Source organism: Isoptericola cucumis, assembly GCF_014635665.1.
GTDB classification, from domain to species: domain Bacteria; phylum Actinomycetota; class Actinomycetes; order Actinomycetales; family Cellulomonadaceae; genus Isoptericola; species Isoptericola cucumis.
In genome coordinates, this window is record NZ_BMDG01000015.1 from 70,572 (window position 1) to 90,006 (window position 19,435).

13 protein-coding genes are annotated in these 19,435 nt (G+C 74.5%); 9 read left to right on the top strand and 4 right to left on the bottom strand.

Annotated elements, in window-relative coordinates; genetic code table 11:
* Window positions 1-80 precede the first annotated feature (80 nt).
* The 8 genes from IEW03_RS18425 (at window position 81) to IEW03_RS18460 (ending at window position 13,850) form a co-directional block, all read left to right on the top strand.
* A complete protein-coding gene (locus IEW03_RS18425) occupies window positions 81-1,109 on the top strand; it encodes a LacI family DNA-binding transcriptional regulator (RefSeq protein WP_188525176.1) in 1,029 nt (342 codons plus the stop codon).
* Window positions 1,110-1,252: 143 nt separating this feature from the next.
* A complete protein-coding gene (locus IEW03_RS18430; protein WP_188525177.1) occupies window positions 1,253-4,348 on the top strand; it encodes an alpha-mannosidase in 3,096 nt (1,031 codons plus the stop codon).
* Between the two features lie 4 nt (window positions 4,349-4,352).
* Window positions 4,353-5,657, top strand: coding sequence for an ABC transporter substrate-binding protein (locus tag IEW03_RS18435; RefSeq protein ID WP_188525178.1), 1,305 nt, complete (start codon window positions 4,353-4,355; stop codon window positions 5,655-5,657).
* 82 nt (window positions 5,658-5,739) lie between these two features.
* Window positions 5,740-6,699 carry a carbohydrate ABC transporter permease gene (locus tag IEW03_RS18440; protein WP_188525179.1) on the top strand — a complete coding sequence of 320 codons (960 nt, stop codon included), beginning with the start codon at window positions 5,740-5,742 and terminating at the stop codon, window positions 6,697-6,699.
* Entirely contained in the window at window positions 6,699-7,586 is an 888-nt protein-coding gene (locus IEW03_RS18445) for a carbohydrate ABC transporter permease (protein WP_188525180.1), read from the top strand. The genes IEW03_RS18440 and IEW03_RS18445 overlap by 1 nt, the downstream gene beginning before the upstream one ends.
* Window positions 7,583-8,896, top strand: a complete 1,314-nt coding sequence (locus tag IEW03_RS18450; RefSeq protein WP_188525181.1) for a glycoside hydrolase 5 family protein — start codon at window positions 7,583-7,585, stop codon at window positions 8,894-8,896. Before IEW03_RS18445 ends, IEW03_RS18450 begins: the two co-directional genes overlap by 4 nt.
* Complete coding sequence (locus IEW03_RS18455) at window positions 8,893-11,121, top strand: glycoside hydrolase family 3 N-terminal domain-containing protein (protein WP_188525182.1); 2,229 nt, start codon at window positions 8,893-8,895, stop codon at window positions 11,119-11,121. Before IEW03_RS18450 ends, IEW03_RS18455 begins: the two co-directional genes overlap by 4 nt.
* Before the next feature lie 44 nt (window positions 11,122-11,165).
* Complete coding sequence (locus IEW03_RS18460) at window positions 11,166-13,850, top strand: endo-beta-N-acetylglucosaminidase (protein WP_188525183.1); 2,685 nt, start codon at window positions 11,166-11,168, stop codon at window positions 13,848-13,850.
* A 122-nt stretch (window positions 13,851-13,972) separates the two neighbouring features.
* On the opposite strand, the gene menD is transcribed toward IEW03_RS18460, so the two are convergent.
* The 4 genes from menD to IEW03_RS18480 form a co-directional block, all read right to left on the bottom strand.
* The gene (menD, locus tag IEW03_RS18465; RefSeq protein WP_188525184.1) at window positions 13,973-15,808 is read right to left on the bottom strand and encodes a 2-succinyl-5-enolpyruvyl-6-hydroxy-3-cyclohexene-1-carboxylic-acid synthase; all 1,836 of its coding nucleotides are present in this window, start codon (window positions 15,806-15,808) and stop codon (window positions 13,973-13,975) included.
* Window positions 15,805-16,818 carry an o-succinylbenzoate synthase gene (locus IEW03_RS18470; protein WP_188525219.1) on the bottom strand — a complete coding sequence of 338 codons (1,014 nt, stop codon included), beginning with the start codon at window positions 16,816-16,818 and terminating at the stop codon, window positions 15,805-15,807. Before IEW03_RS18470 ends, menD begins: the two co-directional genes overlap by 4 nt.
* Window positions 16,819-16,929: 111 nt before the next feature.
* On the bottom strand, window positions 16,930-17,094 hold the full coding sequence (locus IEW03_RS18475; protein WP_188525185.1) for a hypothetical protein: 165 nt from the start codon (window positions 17,092-17,094) through the stop codon (window positions 16,930-16,932).
* Window positions 17,095-17,180: 86 nt separating this feature from the next.
* Window positions 17,181-17,348 (bottom strand): hypothetical protein, encoded by a 168-nt coding sequence (locus tag IEW03_RS18480; RefSeq protein ID WP_188525186.1) that lies wholly within the window; start codon window positions 17,346-17,348, stop codon window positions 17,181-17,183.
* 289 nt (window positions 17,349-17,637) lie between these two features.
* On the opposite strand from IEW03_RS18480, the gene IEW03_RS18485 reads away from it, so the two are divergent.
* Window positions 17,638-19,422, top strand: coding sequence for a BCCT family transporter (locus tag IEW03_RS18485; RefSeq protein ID WP_371870641.1), 1,785 nt, complete (start codon window positions 17,638-17,640; stop codon window positions 19,420-19,422).
* Window positions 19,423-19,435 lie beyond the last annotated feature (13 nt).

The following is a 19,435-nucleotide window of genomic DNA, read 5'->3' on the forward strand; positions in this document are numbered from 1 at the left end:
TCGCCGGCTGCACCACAATGACCCTGCATCAGGACGAGGGCACGACGGCCGACGGTCGGCGGCCGCGAGGGAGGGGCCGAGTGGGCACCACGGGCAAGCGACCGATCCTGCGAGACATCGCCGCGCGGGTCGGGGTCTCCGAGACCGCCGCGTCGTTCGCGCTGAACGGCCGGCCGGGGATCTCCGACGAGACCCGCCGGCGCGTGCTCGAGGTCGTCGAGGAGATGGGCTGGCGGCCCAGCTATGCCGCCCGCGTCCTGTCCGGCGCCCGGTCCCGGACCATCGGGATGGTCCTGACGCGCACGGCGGCCACGGCGGACTCCGACCTTTTCTTCATGCGCCTCATGACCGGGATGCAGTCGGTGCTGCGTCGCGCCCAGTACGGGCTGCTGATCCAGGTGGCGGAGACCCCGGAGGAGGAGGTCGAGGTCTACCGCACCTGGCAGGCCGAGCGTCGGGTGGACGGCGTGGTCCTGGTCGACCTGCGCGCCGACGACCCCCGGCCGCGCGCGGTCGTGGACCTCGACCTGCCAGCCGTGCTGGCCGGCGGGCCGGACCCGGACGCGCTGGTCCCGTCCGTGTCCATCGACGACACCGCGGCGATGACCCTGGTGCTGGACCATGTCCGCGAGCTGGGCCACCGCCGGGTCGCCTACGTGTGCGGACCGCAGGACCTGCTGCACGTGCAGCGCCGTGTGGAGGCGTTCGACGAGGCCGTCCGGCACCACCGGCTCCAGCAGGGCAGCGTGCTCGGCACCGACTTCACGTCCCGCTCGGCCGCGGCTGCGACCCGTGCCGTCCTCGACGACCCGGCTCCCCCGACGGCGATCATCTGCGACAACGAGGTCCTGGCGGTCTCGGTGGTCGCGACCCTTCGTGCGCTCGGCCGGAGCATCCCGGGCGACGTGGCGGTGATCTCCTGCGAGGACACCCCCGTCTGCACCGCGATGCAGCCGGCGCTCACCGCCCTGCACCGTGACACGCCCGGGTTCGGCGCGGACGTCGCCGCGCACCTGCTGGGCCGGCTCGACGGCGAGGCGCCGGCGGACAGCCAGGAGCAGACGCCCGAGCTGGTCGTGCGCGGCAGCACCGTTCCCGCGCCCGCCTGAGCCGCGCCCCGGGCCCGCCCGACAGGGCGCCGCGACGTCCCGTCCCTCGCCGCCACCTGGGCCGTTGACTCTGTGAACCGCCGCACACTAGTGTCCCTCAACTAAAGGGCATTAGTTCCCGACGGACGAGCCACAGGAGACCCGTGCACACCCAGCCCCAGCTGACCCTCGACCGGCTCGAGCGCGTGCTCCGCGAGCGCATCCGCCCGCACGTCCACGAGCGCCTCGACGGCGTCTCGCTGCACGCGTGGCAGGTGGACGGCGACGGCGAGCCCGTCCCGGCCGCGCACGCCATCGGCCTCGCCCCCCTGCCCGGCCGGGAGACCCCCCGGTACGAGCCCTTCGAGCTCGGGTCGACGTGGGGCCCGGCGTGGAGCACCACGTGGTTCCGCGTCGAGGGCCGCGTCCCCGCACACGCCCCGGACGTCGTCGAGCTGTGCGTCGACCTGGGCTGGGAGGACCACTCCGTCGGCGGGCACGGCGAGGCGCTCGTCCACCGGCCCGACGGGTCGCTCGTCAAGGCCCTGCACCCACGCCACGGCTGGCTCCGGCTGCGCGGCCCCGGAGCTCCCGAGCGCCTCCTCGAGGCGGACGGCACCTTCACCCTGTACGTCGAGGCGGCGGCCAACCCCCTCGTCCTCGGCCTCCCGCCGTTCGAGGTCACCGACGTCGGCGACAAGGACACCGCGGCCAGCTTCGCCCCCTACGTGCTGCGCACCGCCGAGCTGGCGGAGTTCCGCACCGAGGTCTGGGAGCTGGTGCGCGACCTGGAGGTCGTCGGCGGGCTGGCCGCCGAGGTCCCCACCGACGAGCCGCGCTACTGGCGGCTGCTGGACGCGCTCGAGCGCTCGCTCGACGCCTACGACCACCGCGACCCCGCCACCGCCGTCGCCGCCCGCGCCGCGCTGGCCGACGTCCTGTCCCGCCCGGCGCACGCGAGCGCGCACCGCGTCACCGCCGTCGGGCACGCGCACATCGACTCCGCCTGGCTGTGGCCCCTGCGGGAGACCCGGCGCAAGGTGGCCCGGACGGTCTCCAACGTCCTGGCGCTGATGGACGGCGACCCGGACCTCGTCTACGCCATGTCCTCCGCCCAGCAGTTCGCGTGGCTCCAGGAGGACCAGCCCGAGCTCTTCGCGCGGGTCCTGGAGCGGGTGCGCGAGGGCCGGTTCGTGCCGGTCGGCGGCATGTGGGTCGAGTCCGACGCCGTGATGCCCACGGGCGAGTCGATCGTCCGGCAGCTCACCTACGGCTCGCGCTACTTCGCCCAGCAGCTGGGCGTGGTGGCCGACGGGATGTGGCTGCCCGACAGCTTCGGCTACTCCGGCGCCCTGCCGCAGATCGCCCGCCGGGCCGGGTTCCGGTGGTTCCTCACCCAGAAGATCTCCTGGAACGACACCAACACCTTCCCGCACCACAGCTTCTCCTGGGAGGGCATCGACGGGACGCGGATCTTCACGCACTTCCCGCCCGTCGACACGTACGCCGCGGAGCTCTCGGCGGCCGAGCTGCACCACGCGTCGTCGAACTTCCGCGACAAGGCGCGCTCGTCGCACTCGCTCGTCCCCTTCGGCTACGGCGACGGCGGCGGCGGCCCGACCCGCGAGATGCTCGGCCGCGCACGGCGCTTCGCCGACCTGGAGGGCGCACCCCGCGTCGAGGTCCGCGGGCCCTCGGAGTTCTTCGCCGAGGCAGAGGCCGAGTACGTCGCCGCCGGCGGGCCGCCCGTCTGGCACGGCGAGCTCTACCTCGAGCTGCACCGCGGCACCCTCACCTCGCAGCTCGCGATGAAGCAGGGCAACCGGCGGGCCGAGGCCATGCTGCGCACCGTCGAGCACCTGGCCGCGATCGCCGCGCTGCGCGGCGCCGACTACCCGCGCGCCGAGCTCGACGACATCTGGCAGACGGTGCTGCTGCACCAGTTCCACGACATCCTGCCCGGCTCGTCCATCGCCTGGGTGCACCGGGAGGCGCGCGAGACCTACCGGAGCCTCGACCAGCGCCTGCGGGCGCTCGCCGCCCGGGTCGCCGACGCGCTCGGTGCCGGCGGCGCCACGGCGCCCGCGAGGATCGCGCCCACGGCGCACGGGACGTGGAGCGTCGAGCGCCCCGCCCCCGCGACGCCCGTGACGGTGGAGCAGGGCGAGGCGACCGTGCTCGACAACGGCCGGCTGCGCGCCCTCGTCGACGCGTCGGGCCACGTCGTCTCGCTGCACGACCTGGCCGCCGACCGCGAGCTCGTCCCCGCCGGCGGGCGGCTCGGCGCGCTGACCCTGTTCCCGGACGTCCCGATCCGCTGGGACGCCTGGGACGTCGACCGGCACACGCTCCGGCTCGGCTCCGACCTGGCGGAGGTCGAGAGCCTCGAGGCCTCGACGGACGACGACGGGGCCGGCCGCGTGCGGGTCGTGCGCACCCGGGGCGGGTCCCGGTTCACCCTCACCTACGTGCTGCGCCCGGGCAGCGACGCGCTCGACATGACCTGCGACGTGGACTGGCAGGAGCGCGAGCACCTGCTCAAGGTCGCCCTGCCGCTCGACGTCCGGGCCACGACCGCCCGCTTCGAGACGCAGTACGGCTACGTCGAGCGCCCGGTCAGCTCGAACACCTCCTGGGACGAGGCCCGGTACGAGGTCAACCAGCACCGGTACCTGCACGTCGCCGAGCCCGGCTACGGCGTCGGCGTCGTCAACGACTCCAGCCACGGCTGCGACGTCACCCGGCTCGACGACGGCGGCACGCTCGTGCGGCTGTCCCTGCTGCGCGCCGCCCGCTACCCGGACCCGGGCGCCGACCTGGGCACCCACCGGATGGCCTGGTCCGTCGTCGCGGCCGACCAGCCCGCGACCGTCACCGCCGCCTACGCGCTCAACGCCCCCGTCCTGGACGCCGTGGCCGACGTCGAGCCCCTGGTCGCCCTCGACGTCGCCGAGGGCGCGGCCGTCGTCGACTGGGTCAAGCTCGCCGACGACGGCAGCGGCGACGTCGTCGCCCGCGTCGCCGAGGTGGCGGGCGGCCGCGCCCGCGCCGCCCTCGTCCCCGGGGTCGACCTGCGGGGGGCGACCGTCGTCGAGACCGACCTGCACGAGCGGCCGGTGGACCCCGCGGCCGACGGGCTCGGCCACGCGACGGACCACCCCGGCTCCCCGGCCCCCGCGGACGGCGCCGCGCTGCGGCTCGGTCCCTTCCAGCTCACCACCCTGCGGATCCGCCCCGGATCCTCGACGACGAAGGAGTAATCCCATGCGCAGGTCCTTCCCCAGGCGCGCCGCGCTCGGCGGCACGGCTGCCGCGACCGTCCTCGCCCTCGGCGCGTGCGGCATCGCCGGCGGCTCCGGCGGCACGGACGACGCCGCGGCAGCCGACGGCGAGGTCACGGGCGAGATCACGTTCCAGACCTGGAACCTCAAGGGCGGTTACGAGGACTACTTCACGGACCTCATCGCCGCCTTCGAGGAAGAGCACCCGGGGGCCACCGTGAAGTGGGTCGACCAGCCGGCGGAGGGCTACGAGGACTCCCTCTCGGCCGACGCCGCCGCCGGGAACCTGCCCGACGTCGTGGACATGGGGCCGGAGGCCGCGTACACGCTCGCCTCCGCCGACATGCTCCTGGACGTCGCCGCCGCGGACCCCGAGGCGAAGGCCGGCTACCTGCCGCAGGCGTGGGACGCCATGACCTTCGACGGCCTGGGCGGCGGCACCTACGGGTTCCCCTGGTACCTCAACACCGGCCCGTCGTTCTTCAACACCGAGCTCCTCGAGAAGTGCGGCCTGGACGCCGACAACCTGCCCAGCACCTACGACGAGCTGTTCGACCAGGCGACGACCATGGCCGCCGAGTGCGACGACGCGACCATGATCGGCCGCCTGCCGGAGATGGAGGTCTTCGGCTCCTTCGGGTCGCAGCTGATGAACGACGACCAGTCCGCGTTCACCTTCAACGACGCCAAGGGTGTCGAGCTCGTGCAGCGGTACGCCGACCTGTACGCCGAGGGCGGGTTCACCGCGGAGGCGGTGAACGCGCTGCAGACCGAGGAGCTCGAGGCCTTCAAGGCCGGCCAGGTGGCCTGGCTGCCCGGCAGCTCGTACACGCTCAAGGAGCTGAAGGACACGGCGCCCGAGGTGTACAAGAACGTCGAGGTCGTCCCCGCCATCGCGAACACCGCGCCGAACATGTACCTCGAGTCGCTCGCGGTGAGCTCGCAGTCCGACAACACGCCCACCGCGATCGCCTTCGCGCGGTTCGTCACGGGTGCCGAGAACCAGATGTCGTTCGCCAAGGAGGCCTCCGTGTTCCCGTCCGCGGAGGGGAGCCTGGACGACCCGTTCTTCACCGAGGACGACGGCACGGACGACGCCCGGGTGCGGGTCCAGGCGGCGAAGCAGGTCGGCGAGGCGCAGGTGTGGGTCCCGCCCACGTTCTCGGAGGCGAGCAGCGTCTTCCTGCACGAGCAGATCGCGCAGGCCGTCCTGGGCAAGAAGACGGCGCAGGAGGCGCTCGACGCCACCGTGGCCTACTCCGACGAGCGGATCGCCGGCTCCGAGTGAGCCGCCCCGCCGGTGCCCGCCCGTCCCCCGGGCGGCACCGGCGGACCGCCGCCCGCCCTCCGGACACGAGACGAAGAAGGCCATGAGCACCGTCACCACCACCTCACAGACCCCCCGGGCACGGTCGGCGCCCTCGCCGCAGGGACGCCGGCGCACCCGTCACTGGTCGCAGCCACGCTGGTACGTGCCCTACCTGTTCGCGGGTGGCGCGCTGGCGCTCGTGCTCGTCATGACGCTGTTCCCGTTCCTCAACACGCTGGCGCTGTCGTTCACCGACGCCACGATGCTCAAGGGCGGCCAGTTCGTCGGCCTCGACAACTTCCGGGCTCTGCTGGACGACGCGCGGTTCACGACCGCGCTGCTCAACTCCACCCTGTACGTGGTGTGCGTCGTGCCGTTCATGGTGCTGCTGCCGCTGGTGCTCGCCACCCTGGCCGCCGGCCGCGGTCGGCTGCTGGGCTTCTTCCGCACCGCCTACTACCTGCCCGTCGTGATGGGGGCCGTCGCGTCGGGCCTGGTGTGGACCAGCCTGCTCGAGTCGCGGGGCCTGGTGAACTCCCTGCTGAGCTGGCTGCACGTCGTCGGGGCGCCCGTCCCGTTCCTCACCGACCGGTGGCTGCTGCTGGTCAGCGCCATGATCGTGACGGTCTGGATGGGCATGGGCTACTACATGGTCATCTACCTGGCCGCCCTCGCCAACATCGACCCGGCGCTGTACGACGCCGCCGCCGTGGACGGCGCGGGCCCCGTCCGGCAGTTCCGCTCCGTGACCATGCCCGGGGTGCGCAACACCATGGCGCTCATCGCGATGTTCTCGTCGGTGGCCGCGTTCCGCGTGTTCAGCGAGGTCTACATCCTCACGGGCGGCACCGGAGGGCCCGGGGGCAGCGTGACCACCATGACCATGCTCATCCAGCGGGAGGGCACCGGGCTGCAGGCCCAGACCGGCTACGCGGGCGCGATCAGCCTCGTGATGTTCGTGGTCCTCGCCGCGCTCCTCGTGCTGCAGCTCGTGGTGCAGAACCGACAGGGGAAGAACTGATGACCGCCGCCGACACCACCACCGCCGCGCCCCGAGCGGTCGCGGCCCGGCCCCGGGCCCGCCACCGGGTGCGCCCGGCCACCGTGGGCAGGTACGCGATCCTGGTGCTGATGCTCGTGCTGCTCGCCGGGCCGCTGCTGTGGCAGCTCTCGCTGGCGCTCAAGGGCCCCGGCGACGACCTCTACGCCGTGCCGCCGCAGCTGCTGCCCGCCGACCCCACCCTGGACAACTTCGCCGGGGTGATCGACCGGATCCCGGTGCTGCGCTTCGTGCTCAACTCCGTGGTGGTCGCGGCGCTCGTGGTGGGCGGCAACATCGTGCTGGCCACGCTGGCCGGCTTCGCGCTGGGCCGCCTCCGGTGGCGGTTGCGCCCGGTGGCGACCGCGGTGTTCGTGGCCGCGCTCCTCGTGCCCCTGGAGGCGATCATCATCGCCCAGTTCCTCCTGGTGCGTTCCGCGAACCTCACCGACACCCTCCTCGGGGTGGCCCTGCCGATGCTCGTCGCCCCGCTGAACGTCCTGCTGATGCGCAACGCCTTCCTCGGGATCCCCGACGAGCTCGAGGAGGCGGCCGTCATCGACGGCGCGAACGTCTGGCAGCGCTTCCGGCGGATCTGCCTGCCGCAGGTCAAGGGTGTCGTGAGCGTCGTGGCGATCTTCGCGTTCGTCGGCGCCTGGAACGACTTCCTGTGGCCCCTCGTGGTGCTCTCCAGCGAGAACAGCTACACCCTCACCGTCGGTCTCAACTACCTGCGCGGGACGTTCTACGACGACCCCCGGCTCATCGCGGCCGGGACGATCGTCGCCCTCGTGCCGGTCATCGTGTTCTTCGCGGCCCTGCAGCGCTACTTCATGCGGGGCCTCGAGCAAGGAGGAATCAAGGGATGAACGTGCAGTCGGACACGCCGAGGTTCGGCGTCAACTACGTGCCTCGCCAGGGCTGGTTCTACTCCTGGCTGGAGCCGGACTGGGACGAGGTCCGCCGCGACCTCGAGGCGATCGCCTCGCTCGGCCTGGACCACGTGCGGGTGTTCCCGTTCTGGCCCGTGCTGCAGCCCAACCGCACGCTCATCCGGCCCCGCGCGGTCGCCGACGTCCGGCGGGTCGTGCAGATCGCCGGCGAGGCGGGGCTGGACGCCTCGGTCGACGTCATCCAGGGGCACATGTCCAGCTACGACTTCGTGCCCGCGTGGCTCACGTCGTGGCACGCCACCAACATGTTCACCGACCCCGGGGCGCTGGCCGCGCAGGCGGGCCTCGCGCGCAGCCTGCACGACGCGCTCGCCGACCTGCCGAACTACCTGGGGCTGACGCTCGGCAACGAGGTCAACCAGTTCTCCGGCGACCCGCACCCGACCCCGATGCGGGCCACCCCCGCGGAGGCGGAGCACTGGGTGCGGACCCTGCTGGACGCCGTCCCCGCGGACGGCGACCGGCTGCGGCTGCACGCCGAGTACGACGCCGTCTGGTATCTCGACGACCACCCGTTCCTGCCCACCCACGCCGCGCGGCTGGGCGACGTGACGGCCATCCACTCGTGGATCTTCAACGGCACCGCGCAGCGCTACGGCGGGACGTCCACGGAGAGCCTGCGGCACGGCGAGTACCTGGTGGAGCTGTCCCGGGCCTTCGCGACCGACCCGGCACGGCCGGTCTGGCTGCAGGAGATCGGCGCGCCGCTGAACTGCCTCGACGAGGCGGACGTGCCCGCCTTCTGCGAGCAGGCCGTGCGGCACGCGGCGGACAGCCCCGCGCTGTGGGGCGTCACGTGGTGGTGCTCCCACGACGTGCACCGCTCCCTCGCGGACTTCCCCGACCTGGAGTACTCCCTCGGCCTCTTCGACGCCGACGGGAACGTCAAGCCGATCGGCCGCGCCTTCGCGGCCGTCGCGGCGGACCTGCGCGAGCGGGCCACGGTCCCGGCGGCCCGCACCGACGCCGTCGTCGTCGAGGTCGACGCCGACGACGTGCCGCTGCGGCGCGCGGACCTCGCGCCGGGCGGCGCCGTCTTCACGGCGTGGATGGACCTGGCCCGCGACGGCCGACGGCCGACCGTCGTGACGTCGCGGACGGCGGCCTCCCCCACCGACCTCGCCGCGCGCGGCGTCACGACCTCCCACCAGCCCGCCGCGAGCGGCGCCAGCGCATACTCCGCGGTCAGCGACGCCGAGGCGCTGGCCGTGGGCGGTGCCCCGTGACGCCACGCGTGGCGGCCCTCCTCGCCGGGATGACGACCCGCGAGAAGGTGGGACAGGTCAACCAGCGGCTCCTCGGGTGGCGGGCCGTGGAACGGACCCCCGGCGGGTTCCGCGTGACCGACGAGGCGCGGGCGGAGATCGACCGCTGGGGCGGGCTCGGCGCCCTGTACGGCCTGTTCCGGGCCGACGCGTGGTCCGGCAGGTCGTGGGCGGACGGCATCCGGCCCGAGGAGCGCGCCGAGGCGGCGCAGGTCGTGCAGGACGCGGTGGCCTCCGCCGACCGGCACGGCGTCGGGGCGCTGCTGGTCGAGGAGGCGCCGCACGGGCACCAGGCGCTCGGCGGCACGCTGCTTCCGGTCAACCTCGCCGTGGCCGCGGGGTGGCGGCCCGAGCGGCTCGCCGACGCGGCCCGCGCCGTCGCCGCGGAGCTGGCGGCGAGCGGCGTGCACGTGGCGCTCGTCTCCGCGCTCGACGTGCTGCGCGACCCGCGCTGGGGCCGGAGCGAGGAGACGTTCGGCGAGGACCCGCTGCTCGCCGCCGAGCTCACCCGCGCGCTCGTCGAGGGCATGCAGGGCCCGGCCCGTTCCCGGGTCGGGGACGACGGCGTCGCCGTCGTGCTCAAGCACCTGGCCGCTCAGGGCGAGGCCGTGGGCGGCCGCAACGGCCAGTCCGCCCATCTGGGGCCGCACGACCTCGCCGAGCTCCACCTGCCCCCGGTCGAGGCGGGGCTGGCCGCCGGGGCGCTCGGGTTCATGGCCGCCTACAACGACATCGACGGCGTGCCGTGCTGCGCCAGCCCCGAGCTCCTGACGACGTACCTGCGGCGCGAGCGCGGCTTCGACGGTGTCGTCATGGCGGACGGCCACGCCGTGGACCGTCTGGAGGGCATGACCGGCAGCCTGCCGGCGGCGGCCCGCGCGGCGCTCCTGGCGGGGGTCGACCTGTCGCTGTGGGACACGGCCTACACGACGCTCGCCGACCTGGCCGCGGACGACGCCGAGGTCGCGGGGGCGCTCGACGTCGCCGCGGGCCGCGTCCTCGCGCTGAAGGAACGGCTCGGCCTGCTGGGCGAGGCGGGCGTCCCCGTCGCCCTCGACGCCGGGCGCTCCGTGGTGCGCCTCGAGCGGGCCCGCGAGGACGCCGCTGCGGCGTCGCAGCGGCTGGCCGCCGACTCGCTCGTCCTGCTCAGCAACCGCGGCGCGCTGCCGTGGCGCGCCGACCTGCGCCGCGTCGCCGTCGTGGGCCCGTGGGCGCACGACGTCCCCGCCCTCCTCGGCGACTACGTCCCGCCGCTTCCCGCCGGCTCCGCCGCGAGCATCGCGGACGCGCTGCGCGCCGCGCTTCCCGACGCCGAGCTCACGGTCGCGGAGGCCCTGGCCGGGCCGGACGACCACGCCGGCGCGGGGGGCCGGGTGGAGGCGTCGACGATCCGCGACGCCGATGCCGTCGTGGTCGTGGTCGGCGGCACCAGCCACCGGTCCTACGACGACGCGTTCGCCGACAACGGCGCCATCGCCGGGCGGGCCGGCCAGGCCACGGGCGGCGAGGGCGTCGACCTCGCCGACGTCTCGCTCCCGGCCGGCCAGGACGAGCTCGTCCGCGCGGTGCGGGACGCCACCGACGCCCCGCTGGTCGCGGTCGTGGTCTCCGGGCGCCCGCACGTCCTGACCGACGTCCTGGAGGTCGCCGACGCCGTGCTGTGGGCCGGCTACCCCGGCCCGTGGGGCGGTGAGGCGGTGGCCGACGTCCTCACGGGCCGCGCCGAGCCCACCGGCCACCTGCCGATGACCCTCCCTCGGCACCCCGGCGTCGTCCCCGTGCGCCACAACGACCGGCAGACGGCCCAGGACGTCTATCGCGACGTCCCCGACCCGGTGCTCCTGCCGTTCGGGCACGGGCTGCGCTACCGGGACGTCGCCGTCACCGGCCTCGAGGCGGTCCCCGGGGCGCACGGGGTGCGCGTCACCGCCACGGTGACCAGCCGTGACGACGAGCCCGCCGACGCCCTGGTCCGCGTCCTGGCGCACCGGACGGGCGGCACGCGCGCGCCCCGGCTGCGCGAGCTCGTCGCGTTCGGCCGCGTGGACGTCGCCCCCGGCGCCACCGCCGACATCACGTGGGACGTCCCCGCCGCGCGCGTCTTCGCGGACCCGGCGTCGTCCCTGTGCACGACGGAGCTGCACGTCGACGGGCTGACCCGGACGGTGCGCCCGCACGTTCCCTGACCCGGCTGCCGCCGGCGACCATCACTCACGAAGGAGAGAGACGTATGGCCAGGCCACGACCATCCCGCCGCGCCCCCGGGGCGCGCGCCGGCACGACGCTCGCCGCCGCCCTCGCGGTCACCCTCGCCGGGGCGGGGGCGGCCGCCGCGAGCGACACCCTCCCGTGGGAGGGCGACAGCGCGAAGGGCGCGAACCAGCCCGCCCAGCACGGGTACAACCCGGACGCGCTGCTGGCCTGGGACCCGGCCACCGACCCCGGGGCCGAGCTGCTGCGGGCCCGCGTTCCGTTGCAGGAGCGCGCGGACGCCGACCCCTCCACCCAGCGCGACCCGTCCCTCCCTGCCGAGACGCAGGCGCTCACGCTGGCCGGCGACTACGGCAACGCGTTCTTCGAGTCGCACCCGTACACGAACGAGTTCAGCCAGCACCTGTTCAGCTTCTGGCAGTACACGGACGTCTACGCCTCCTGGCACGGGATGGCGTCGGGCGGCGTGCCGGAGGAGCTGTACGACCCCGAGGCGGAGTGGACCCAGCGCTGGTTCGAGTTCGGCGCGGTGAACCTGCCCAACCCGGGCTACACGAACGCGGCGCACCGCAACGGCGTCCGCTCCCTGGGCGGCATCTTCTTCTCCGACAACGACCGCGGCTCCCAGGACTACCGCGAGCTGCTGGTGCGCGACGAGGACGGCGAGTTCCCCGCCGCGCGCAAGCTCGCCGAGGTCGCCGAGTACTTCGGCTTCGACGGGTACTTCGTCAACCAGGAGCAGAGCAAGGTCGCCGCCGAGGACGTCGCCGTCTACCAGGACTTCCTCGCCCAGCTGCGCGCGGAGGGCCTGTACGTCCAGTGGTACGACTCCGTGGACGCGGACACGGGCGACAAGCTGTACGAGAACGAGTTCACGCCCCGCAACAGCCCGTTCGTGCGCGACGCGGACAAGGGCGACCTGGCCGACTCGATCTTCCTCAACTACTGGTGGGACCACGACAAGCTCACGGCCTCGGCCGAGCACGCCCGGTCGCTGGGCCTGGACCCGCGCGAGACCGTCTTCGCGGGCGTCGAGGCGGGCATGTACCAGTTCGACCAGCCGTACGACCTGCAGGACAACCTCGGCGCGGACGGCGCGCCGATGAACGCGGTCGCGACGCTCGGCGCCGACTTCGTGCACGCCGACTTCGCCGACAAGACCGACGACGCCGCGCAGGCGCAGGTCTTCGACCGCGAGCGCCGGTGGTGGACCGGCTCGCCCACGGGCACGGACGCCACGGCCCCCGCCGACGGCGAGTGGCAGGGCATGTCGTCCTACGTCGCCGAGCGCACCGCGATCACGGGCACCACCTTCGCGACGAGCTTCAACACCGGCCACGGCCTCGGCTACTGGCACGACGGCGAGCTCTCCTCCGACGCGGAGTGGGGCAACATCGGGGTGCAGGACCTGCCGGTCACGTGGCAGTGGTGGACGGAGGCGGCCGGCGACGAGGACCCGCTGCAGGCTGACTACGACTACGGCCCCGACTACGCCGCCGCCGACCGGTTCGGCTACGAGAAGCTCGGCGCGTACGAGGGCGGCAGCTCGCTGGCCGTCTCGGGCGACCTGGCCTCCGACAACCTCGTGCGCCTGTTCAAGTCGGACCTCGACGTCACCGGCGGCACCAGCGTCGAGCTCACGTACGCGAAGCCGGCGGACGACGACACGCAGCTCACGCTCGCGCTCGTGCTCGCCTCCGACCCGGACGAGGTCGTCGAGGTCCCGGTCGAGGGGTCCGGCGCCGCGACCGGCGGCTGGCGCACCGTGCAGGTCGACCTCTCGCAGTACGCGGGCGAGACGATCTCGACGCTCGGCCTCGGGGTGCGCGCGGGCGACCAGCCCGTCGAGGACTACCAGGTCAACGTCGGGAAGATCGCCGTGACCGACGGCGTCGACCGGACGCCGGAGCGCCCGCGCGGCTTCGTGATCGACCGCGCGCTCCCGTCGTCCGACGAGCTGTTCCTGCGGTGGGACCTCGACGACTACGACGACGTCGCCCGCTACGACGTCTACGCCGACGGCGAGTACCTGGGTGGCGTGTACGACGACGTCCTGTACGCCAAGCACTTCACCGGCACGCGCGGCACGCTCGAGCTGGTCGCGGTGGGTCACGACGGCAGCGAGAGCGCGCCGGCGACGGTGCGGTACGACCTCACCCGGGGTCCGGGCGACGTCACCGCGACGGCGGGGAAGGACGGTTCGGTGACCGTGTCGTGGGACGAGCCCGCCCGCTCGCGCACGGTCGTCACGGTCGCGGCCGACGACGCCGGCAACGACGGGTACGCCCGGCGCACGGCCGTGCGGCCCGGGGCGACCGAGGCGACGTTCGACGGTGCGCCCACGGGCGGCGGCGACCTCGTCGCCACGGTGAGCCCGGCGGCCGGCACCCCGGTGTCGGCGACGGCCGAGCTCGCCGACACCGAGGTGGCGCCGTACCCCGCCTCGGCGGCCACGCTGGACGGCACGTCCCTGAGGCTCACCCGTCCGGCGCTGGCGGACTGGCACACCCTCACCGTGACGGAGGACGGCGAGCCGGTCTCGTTCGACACCACCTACGACCAGGGTGAGCGGCCGCAGATGATCCGTGGCCGCACGACGCTGGCCGCCCTGGACGTGACGCTGGCGTCCGGCGACAGCCGCGTGGTCGCGGTGCTCGAGGACTACGCGGGCAACCAGGCCCGCACGGTGCTGCGCGCCGGCTGACGGTCCGCGTGCACGGTCCGCACCCACGGTGCGCGACGCGGGGGCGGGACGGAGTCCTGCCCCCGCGTCGTGTCGTCCCGGTCAGGTCACAGGTCAGGTCACAGGGCAGGTCACAGGGCAGGTCACAGGGCAGCGCGCACCGCGGCGGCGACCCGGCCGGCGAGGTCGCGCGTCTCGGCGAGCCGGTCGGCGCGCGGCACGCGCACCTCGATCACCTGCACCCCGCGCGAGGGCGCCTGCAGCGCGTGCCGCAGCGAGCCGACATCGCCCACCAGCTGGTGGTCGACGCCGTAGCCGGCGCACAGCTGCGCGAGGGTGGCGCCGTGCGGCGTGCCGAAGACCCGCTCGAAGGTGCTCGCCCCGGCCGGCGAGGCCGCGGCCAGCTCGCCGTGCTCCAGCGTCGCGAAGATCGACCCGCCGTCGTCGTTCACGACGACGATCTCCAGGTCCACGGACGGCTCGTCGGGTCCGCGCAGCAGCCCGCCGACGTCGTGCAGGAAGGTGAGGTCGCCGACGAGCGCCCGCGTGCGCCGGCCGAGGCGGGCCGCGGAGTGCGCGACGCCCAACGCGGTCGACACGGTGCCGTCGATGCCGGCCAGGCCCCGGTTCGCGACGACGTCGGGCAGGTCGCCGGCCTGCGGGTGGTCGAGCCCGAGCACCAGGTCCAGGTCGCGCACGGGGTTGGAGGAGCCCACGACCAGGAGGTCGTTCGGGCCGAGCACGGAGGCCACGGCGCGCGCCACGGCCAGCGGTGCGTGCGCGGCGTCGACGAGCTCGCCCGCGACGGCGTCGTCGGCCGTGGCCTCGTCGACGACGGCCGCCGCGGCCCGGCCGGCGGCACGCCAGCGGGCGAGGAACTCCCCGGGCCCGCCGCCCGGGGAGCCCTCGTGCGGCGCCGGCGCGGACCAGCTCTCGGCCAGGGACGTCACGACCCGCTCGGCGTGGCGCGCGGCGTCCGGCCACGGCCCCCCGCCGGGCGCGACGACGGTCACCGTGACGTCGGGCCGGCCGAGCAGGCGCTGCACCGGCCGCGACAGCGTCGGCCGGCCGAGGACGACGACCTGCTCGACGTCGCGGGTCAGCTCGTCGACCGCCAGCACGCAGCGGTAGGCCGCGACCGCGTTCGGGCCGCCGCAGGCGCCGGACGACGGTTCGGCGAGCAGCGGCCAGCCCTGCGCCTCGGCGATCGTGCGGGCGCCGGGGCCGGCGCCGTCGCCCGCGACGACGAGCGTCCGGGCCGGGTCGCCGCCCAGGGCGGGGTCGGCGCCCGGCCCGGGGGCGGGCGGGACCACGACGGTGCGCCGGAACCCGTCGGGCCACGTCTCCTGCGGCGGCGGCGGCTCGAGCACGGCGGCCGGGTGCAGCGGGTCGCGGAACGCGAGGTTCACGTGCACGGGGCCGGGGTGGCGGTCGCGCAGCCCCTGCGCGGCGGCGAGCGCCCGGCCGGTCGTGGCGAGCAGGTCGCGCAGCTCACCCTCGCGCCCGTCGGGGGCGGGCACGTCGACGGCGTACCGCACCGCCGGGCCGAAGATCCCCACCTGGTCGGTGGTCTGGGAGGCGCCGGTGCCGCGCAGCTCGTGCGGGCGGTCGGCGGTGAGCAGCACCAGCGGCACGCCGGCGTGGTGGGCCTCGAGCACCGCCGGGTGCAGGTTCGCGACGGCGGTGCCGGAGGTCGTGACGACGGCGACGGGCCGCGGCAGGTGGACCGGGCCGTCGCCCGGGCCGCCGTCGACCGGCTCGCTCGCGCGGGCCAGGCCGAGCGCGAGGAACCCTGCCGACCGCTCGTCGACGCGCACGTGGAGGGTGAGGCGCCCCGCGTCCGCGGCCTCGGCCAGCGCGTACGCGAGCGGGGCGGAGCGGGAGCCGGGGGCGAGCACGACGTCGCGCACGCCCCGCCCGGCGAGGTCGACGACGAGCGCCCGCGCCGCCGCGACCGACGGCGGCACCCCGGCGCTCATGCGGGCACCTGCGCCAGCAGCGCCGTCAGCCGCCCGTGCCGGGCGAGCCACCGGTCCCGGGTCCCCTCGTCGGGGGCGGCGGCGGCGCACGCCTCGGCGTCGGGCTCCCGGCGGCGCACGTCGAGGGCACCGTCGGTGGGCAGCAGCGGGTCGGCGACGACGTCGCGCTCCAGGAGCTGGGCCGTCGCCAGGCCGCACGCGTACGGCAGGTCGGGCAGGGCGGCGGCCAGCGCGACGCCGGCGGCGAGCCCCACGGACGACTCCAGCGCCGACGACACCACCACGGGCAGCCCCACCTGCTCGGCGAGCTCGAGGCACGCGCGCACGCCGCCGAGGGGCTGCACCTTGAGCACGACGACGTCGGCGGCGTCCTCGCGCACCACCCGCAGCGGGTCGGCGGCACGCCGGATGGACTCGTCGGCGGCCACGGGCACGGCCACGGACAGCCCGCGGCGCACGGCGGCCAGCTCGGCGACGGTCGCGCACGGCTGCTCGACGTACTCCAGCCCGCGCGCCTCGGCGTCCAGCACGGGGATGCGGGCCAGTGCCTCGGTGAGCGTCCACGCCCCGTTGGCGTCCACCCGGACCGCGCCGGTGCCCGGCCCGTACAGCTCGTCGAACGCCGCCCGCACCGCCGCGACCCGCTCCGCCTCGGCGGCCAGCGGCTCGACCTCGCCCGGTCGTCCCTGGCGCGCGGGCCCGCGCTGGGCCACCTTGACCTTGGCGGTGCGGCAGCCCCCGGAGCGGAGGACGATCTCGCGCGCCCGCTGCGGACCGACCGCGGGCACGGTCACGTTGACGGGCACCCGCTCGCGCACCGGGTCGGGGAACCCGACGTCCGCCGCCTCCCGGGCCGCGCGGAGCCAGGTCACCGACTCCGCGTCGTCGTAGTCCCAGAACGGCGAGAGCTCGCCCCAGCCCGCGTCGCCCCGCAGCAGGACGCCGTCGCGGACGTCGAGGCCGCGGAAGCGCGAGCGCAGCGGGGTCGACCAGACCAGGGGTGCGAGCATCGAGGGCTGCGGTGACGACACGCCCTCAGCCTAGGCCGCGCCCGGGTCAGATCGTGGAGACGCCGTCGCCGATCATCTTGGCGCCGATGACCAGCAGCAGGACCGCCATGATCACGGCGTTGTTCTGCCCCGGCGCCCTGACCGCCCGGCGAGGAAGGCGGCCGCGTCGGCCTTCGCACGCCGGCTGACGACCATGAGCACCACCGCCACGATCGGCAGCGGGCTGATGAGCACGCCCACCGCGACGGGCAGCGACTGGCCGACTGCTGCACCCATGCGCCGCTCCTCCACCCTCGGGTACCGGCCGCGCTCGGGCCGCCGGCTCAGAGCATTCTCTTGTCGACTGAGTCGGCGGTTCCGCTTCAGTCGACGAACTCGGTGAGGTCCGGCTCGTACGCGAGCGGGCTGGGCGCCGGCCGGCCGCCGAGGCGCTGGGCGGCGCGGCGGACCGTCTCCGCGTCGTACACGAAGATCTCGTGCGCGACGTCCTCCGGGTCCACCACCTCGTCGCCGGCTGCTGGCGTGGTCATGCCTTCATCGTGCGCCCGCACCCGCCGTTCGGGCGGGAACGGCGCCGGGCGTGCCGTCGCCCGGGCTTGCCCGCGACGTGCGGGTGGTCCACAGCGTTTGCACAGGGGGGCCGGGTGCGAGACCGTCGGTCCCCGTCCCACCTGGGTCACGAGGAGCTGACGTCAAAGACACGGACGGGGTCACGCAGTGAACGAGCAATCGGGCAAGGTCGAACAGCGTGGCGCGCGGCGGCACGCGCACGACGCGGCCGACAGGGTCGGGCGCGCGCTCAGGTCGCCCACCGCCGAGGTGGTGCCACACCCGGCCCTGGACTACCCGATCGGGGTCGACGAGCACCGGCGCAGCCCGGTGGACTGGACCGTCTTCGGGGTCACCGCTGCCGTGGCCGTCGCCTTCCTCGTCTGGGGCTTCGTCGACACCGACGGCCTGGCCAGCGCCTCCAGCACGGCCCTGGGCTGGGTGACCACGAACATGGGCTGGCTCTTCGTGCTGACCGCCAGCCTGTTCGTCGTGTACAGCCTGTGGCTGGCGATCAGCAAGTTCGGCGCCATCCCCCTCGGTGCCGACGGCGAGGCGCCCGAGTTCCGCACGGTGTCCTGGGTGGCGATGATGTTCTCCGCCGGTATGGGCATCGGGCTGATCTTCTGGGGGGTCGCCGAGCCGCTCGCCCACTACGTGGACCCGCCGCCGGGCACCGTCGACGCCGGCAACCCCGAGGCCGTCCAGCACGCGATGTCCACCACGATGTTCCACTGGACGTTGCACCCCTGGGCGATCTACGCCGTGGTCGGGCTGGCGATCGCCTACAGCGCCTACCGCAAGGGCCGCAAGCAGCTGATCTCCTCGGTGTTCGAGCCGCTGCTGGGCCGGCGTGCGCACGGCCCGGTCGGGAAGGTCATCGACATGCTCGCGATCTTCGCGACGCTGTTCGGGTCGGCCGCCTCGCTCGGGCTGGGTGCGCTGCAGATCAAGAGCGGCCTGCAGGTCGTCGGCTGGGCCGGCGACGTCGGCAACGGCGTCCTGGTCGTGATCATCGCGGTGCTCACGGCCTGCTTCGTGCTCTCGGCGGTCTCGGGCGTCGCCCGCGGCATCCAGTGGCTGTCGAACATCAACATGGTGCTGGCCCTGGCGCTGGCGGTGTTCGTCTTCGTGGTCGGGCCGACGGTGTTCATCCTGAACCTCATCCCGAACTCGATCGGCACCTACGTCCAGGACCTGGCGATGATGGCGGCCCGGACCGGCGCCGACAGCTCCACCACCCCCGGCGGTGTCTCCACCAGCGACTGGCTGGCGCAGTGGACCGTCTTCTACTGGGCCTGGTGGATCTCCTGGACGCCCTTCGTCGGCATGTTCATCGCCCGGATCTCCCGCGGCCGGACGATCCGCCAGTTCGTCGGCGGTGTCCTCCTGGTGCCGAGCCTGGTCACCGTCGTGTGGTTCTGCGTCTTCGGTGGCGCGAGCATCTTCCTCCAGAAGGGCGGCACCGACATCGCCGGCGCCGGGGAGACGGAGGCGCAGCTGTTCGGGATGCTCGGCGAGTACCCGTGGCAGTCGCTCACCACCGTGATCGTGATGATCCTGGTCGGGATCTTCTTCGTCTCCGGCGCGGACGCCGCCTCCATCGTCATGGGCACGCTGTCGCAGCGCGGCAGCGCCGAACCGAGTCGTCCCAACGTCATCTTCTGGGGTGTCGCGACGGGTGCGGTCGCCGCGGTGATGCTGCTCGTGGGCGGGAACGACGCGCTCACCGGGCTCCAGAACCTCACCATCCTGGTCGCCCTGCCGTTCGTGGTCGTGATGGTGCTGCTGATGGTCTCGCTGACCCGGGACCTCAACTCCGACCCGATGATCGTCCGGCAGAAGTACGCCCGGGAGGCCGTCAAGCAGGCGGTCATCGCCGGCGTCACCGAGCACGGGGACGAGTTCGCGCTCGCGGTCGAGCCCGCCGACCGGCCGATCACGCCCGAGGGCGTCGACGTGCCCGACGAGGTCGACCTTCCTGGCGACGTGACGGCCGCCCGCGCGGAGACCGCCGACGGGACCGGCCGCGACCCCGACCGCGACACCGAGTAGGGGCGCGCGGCGG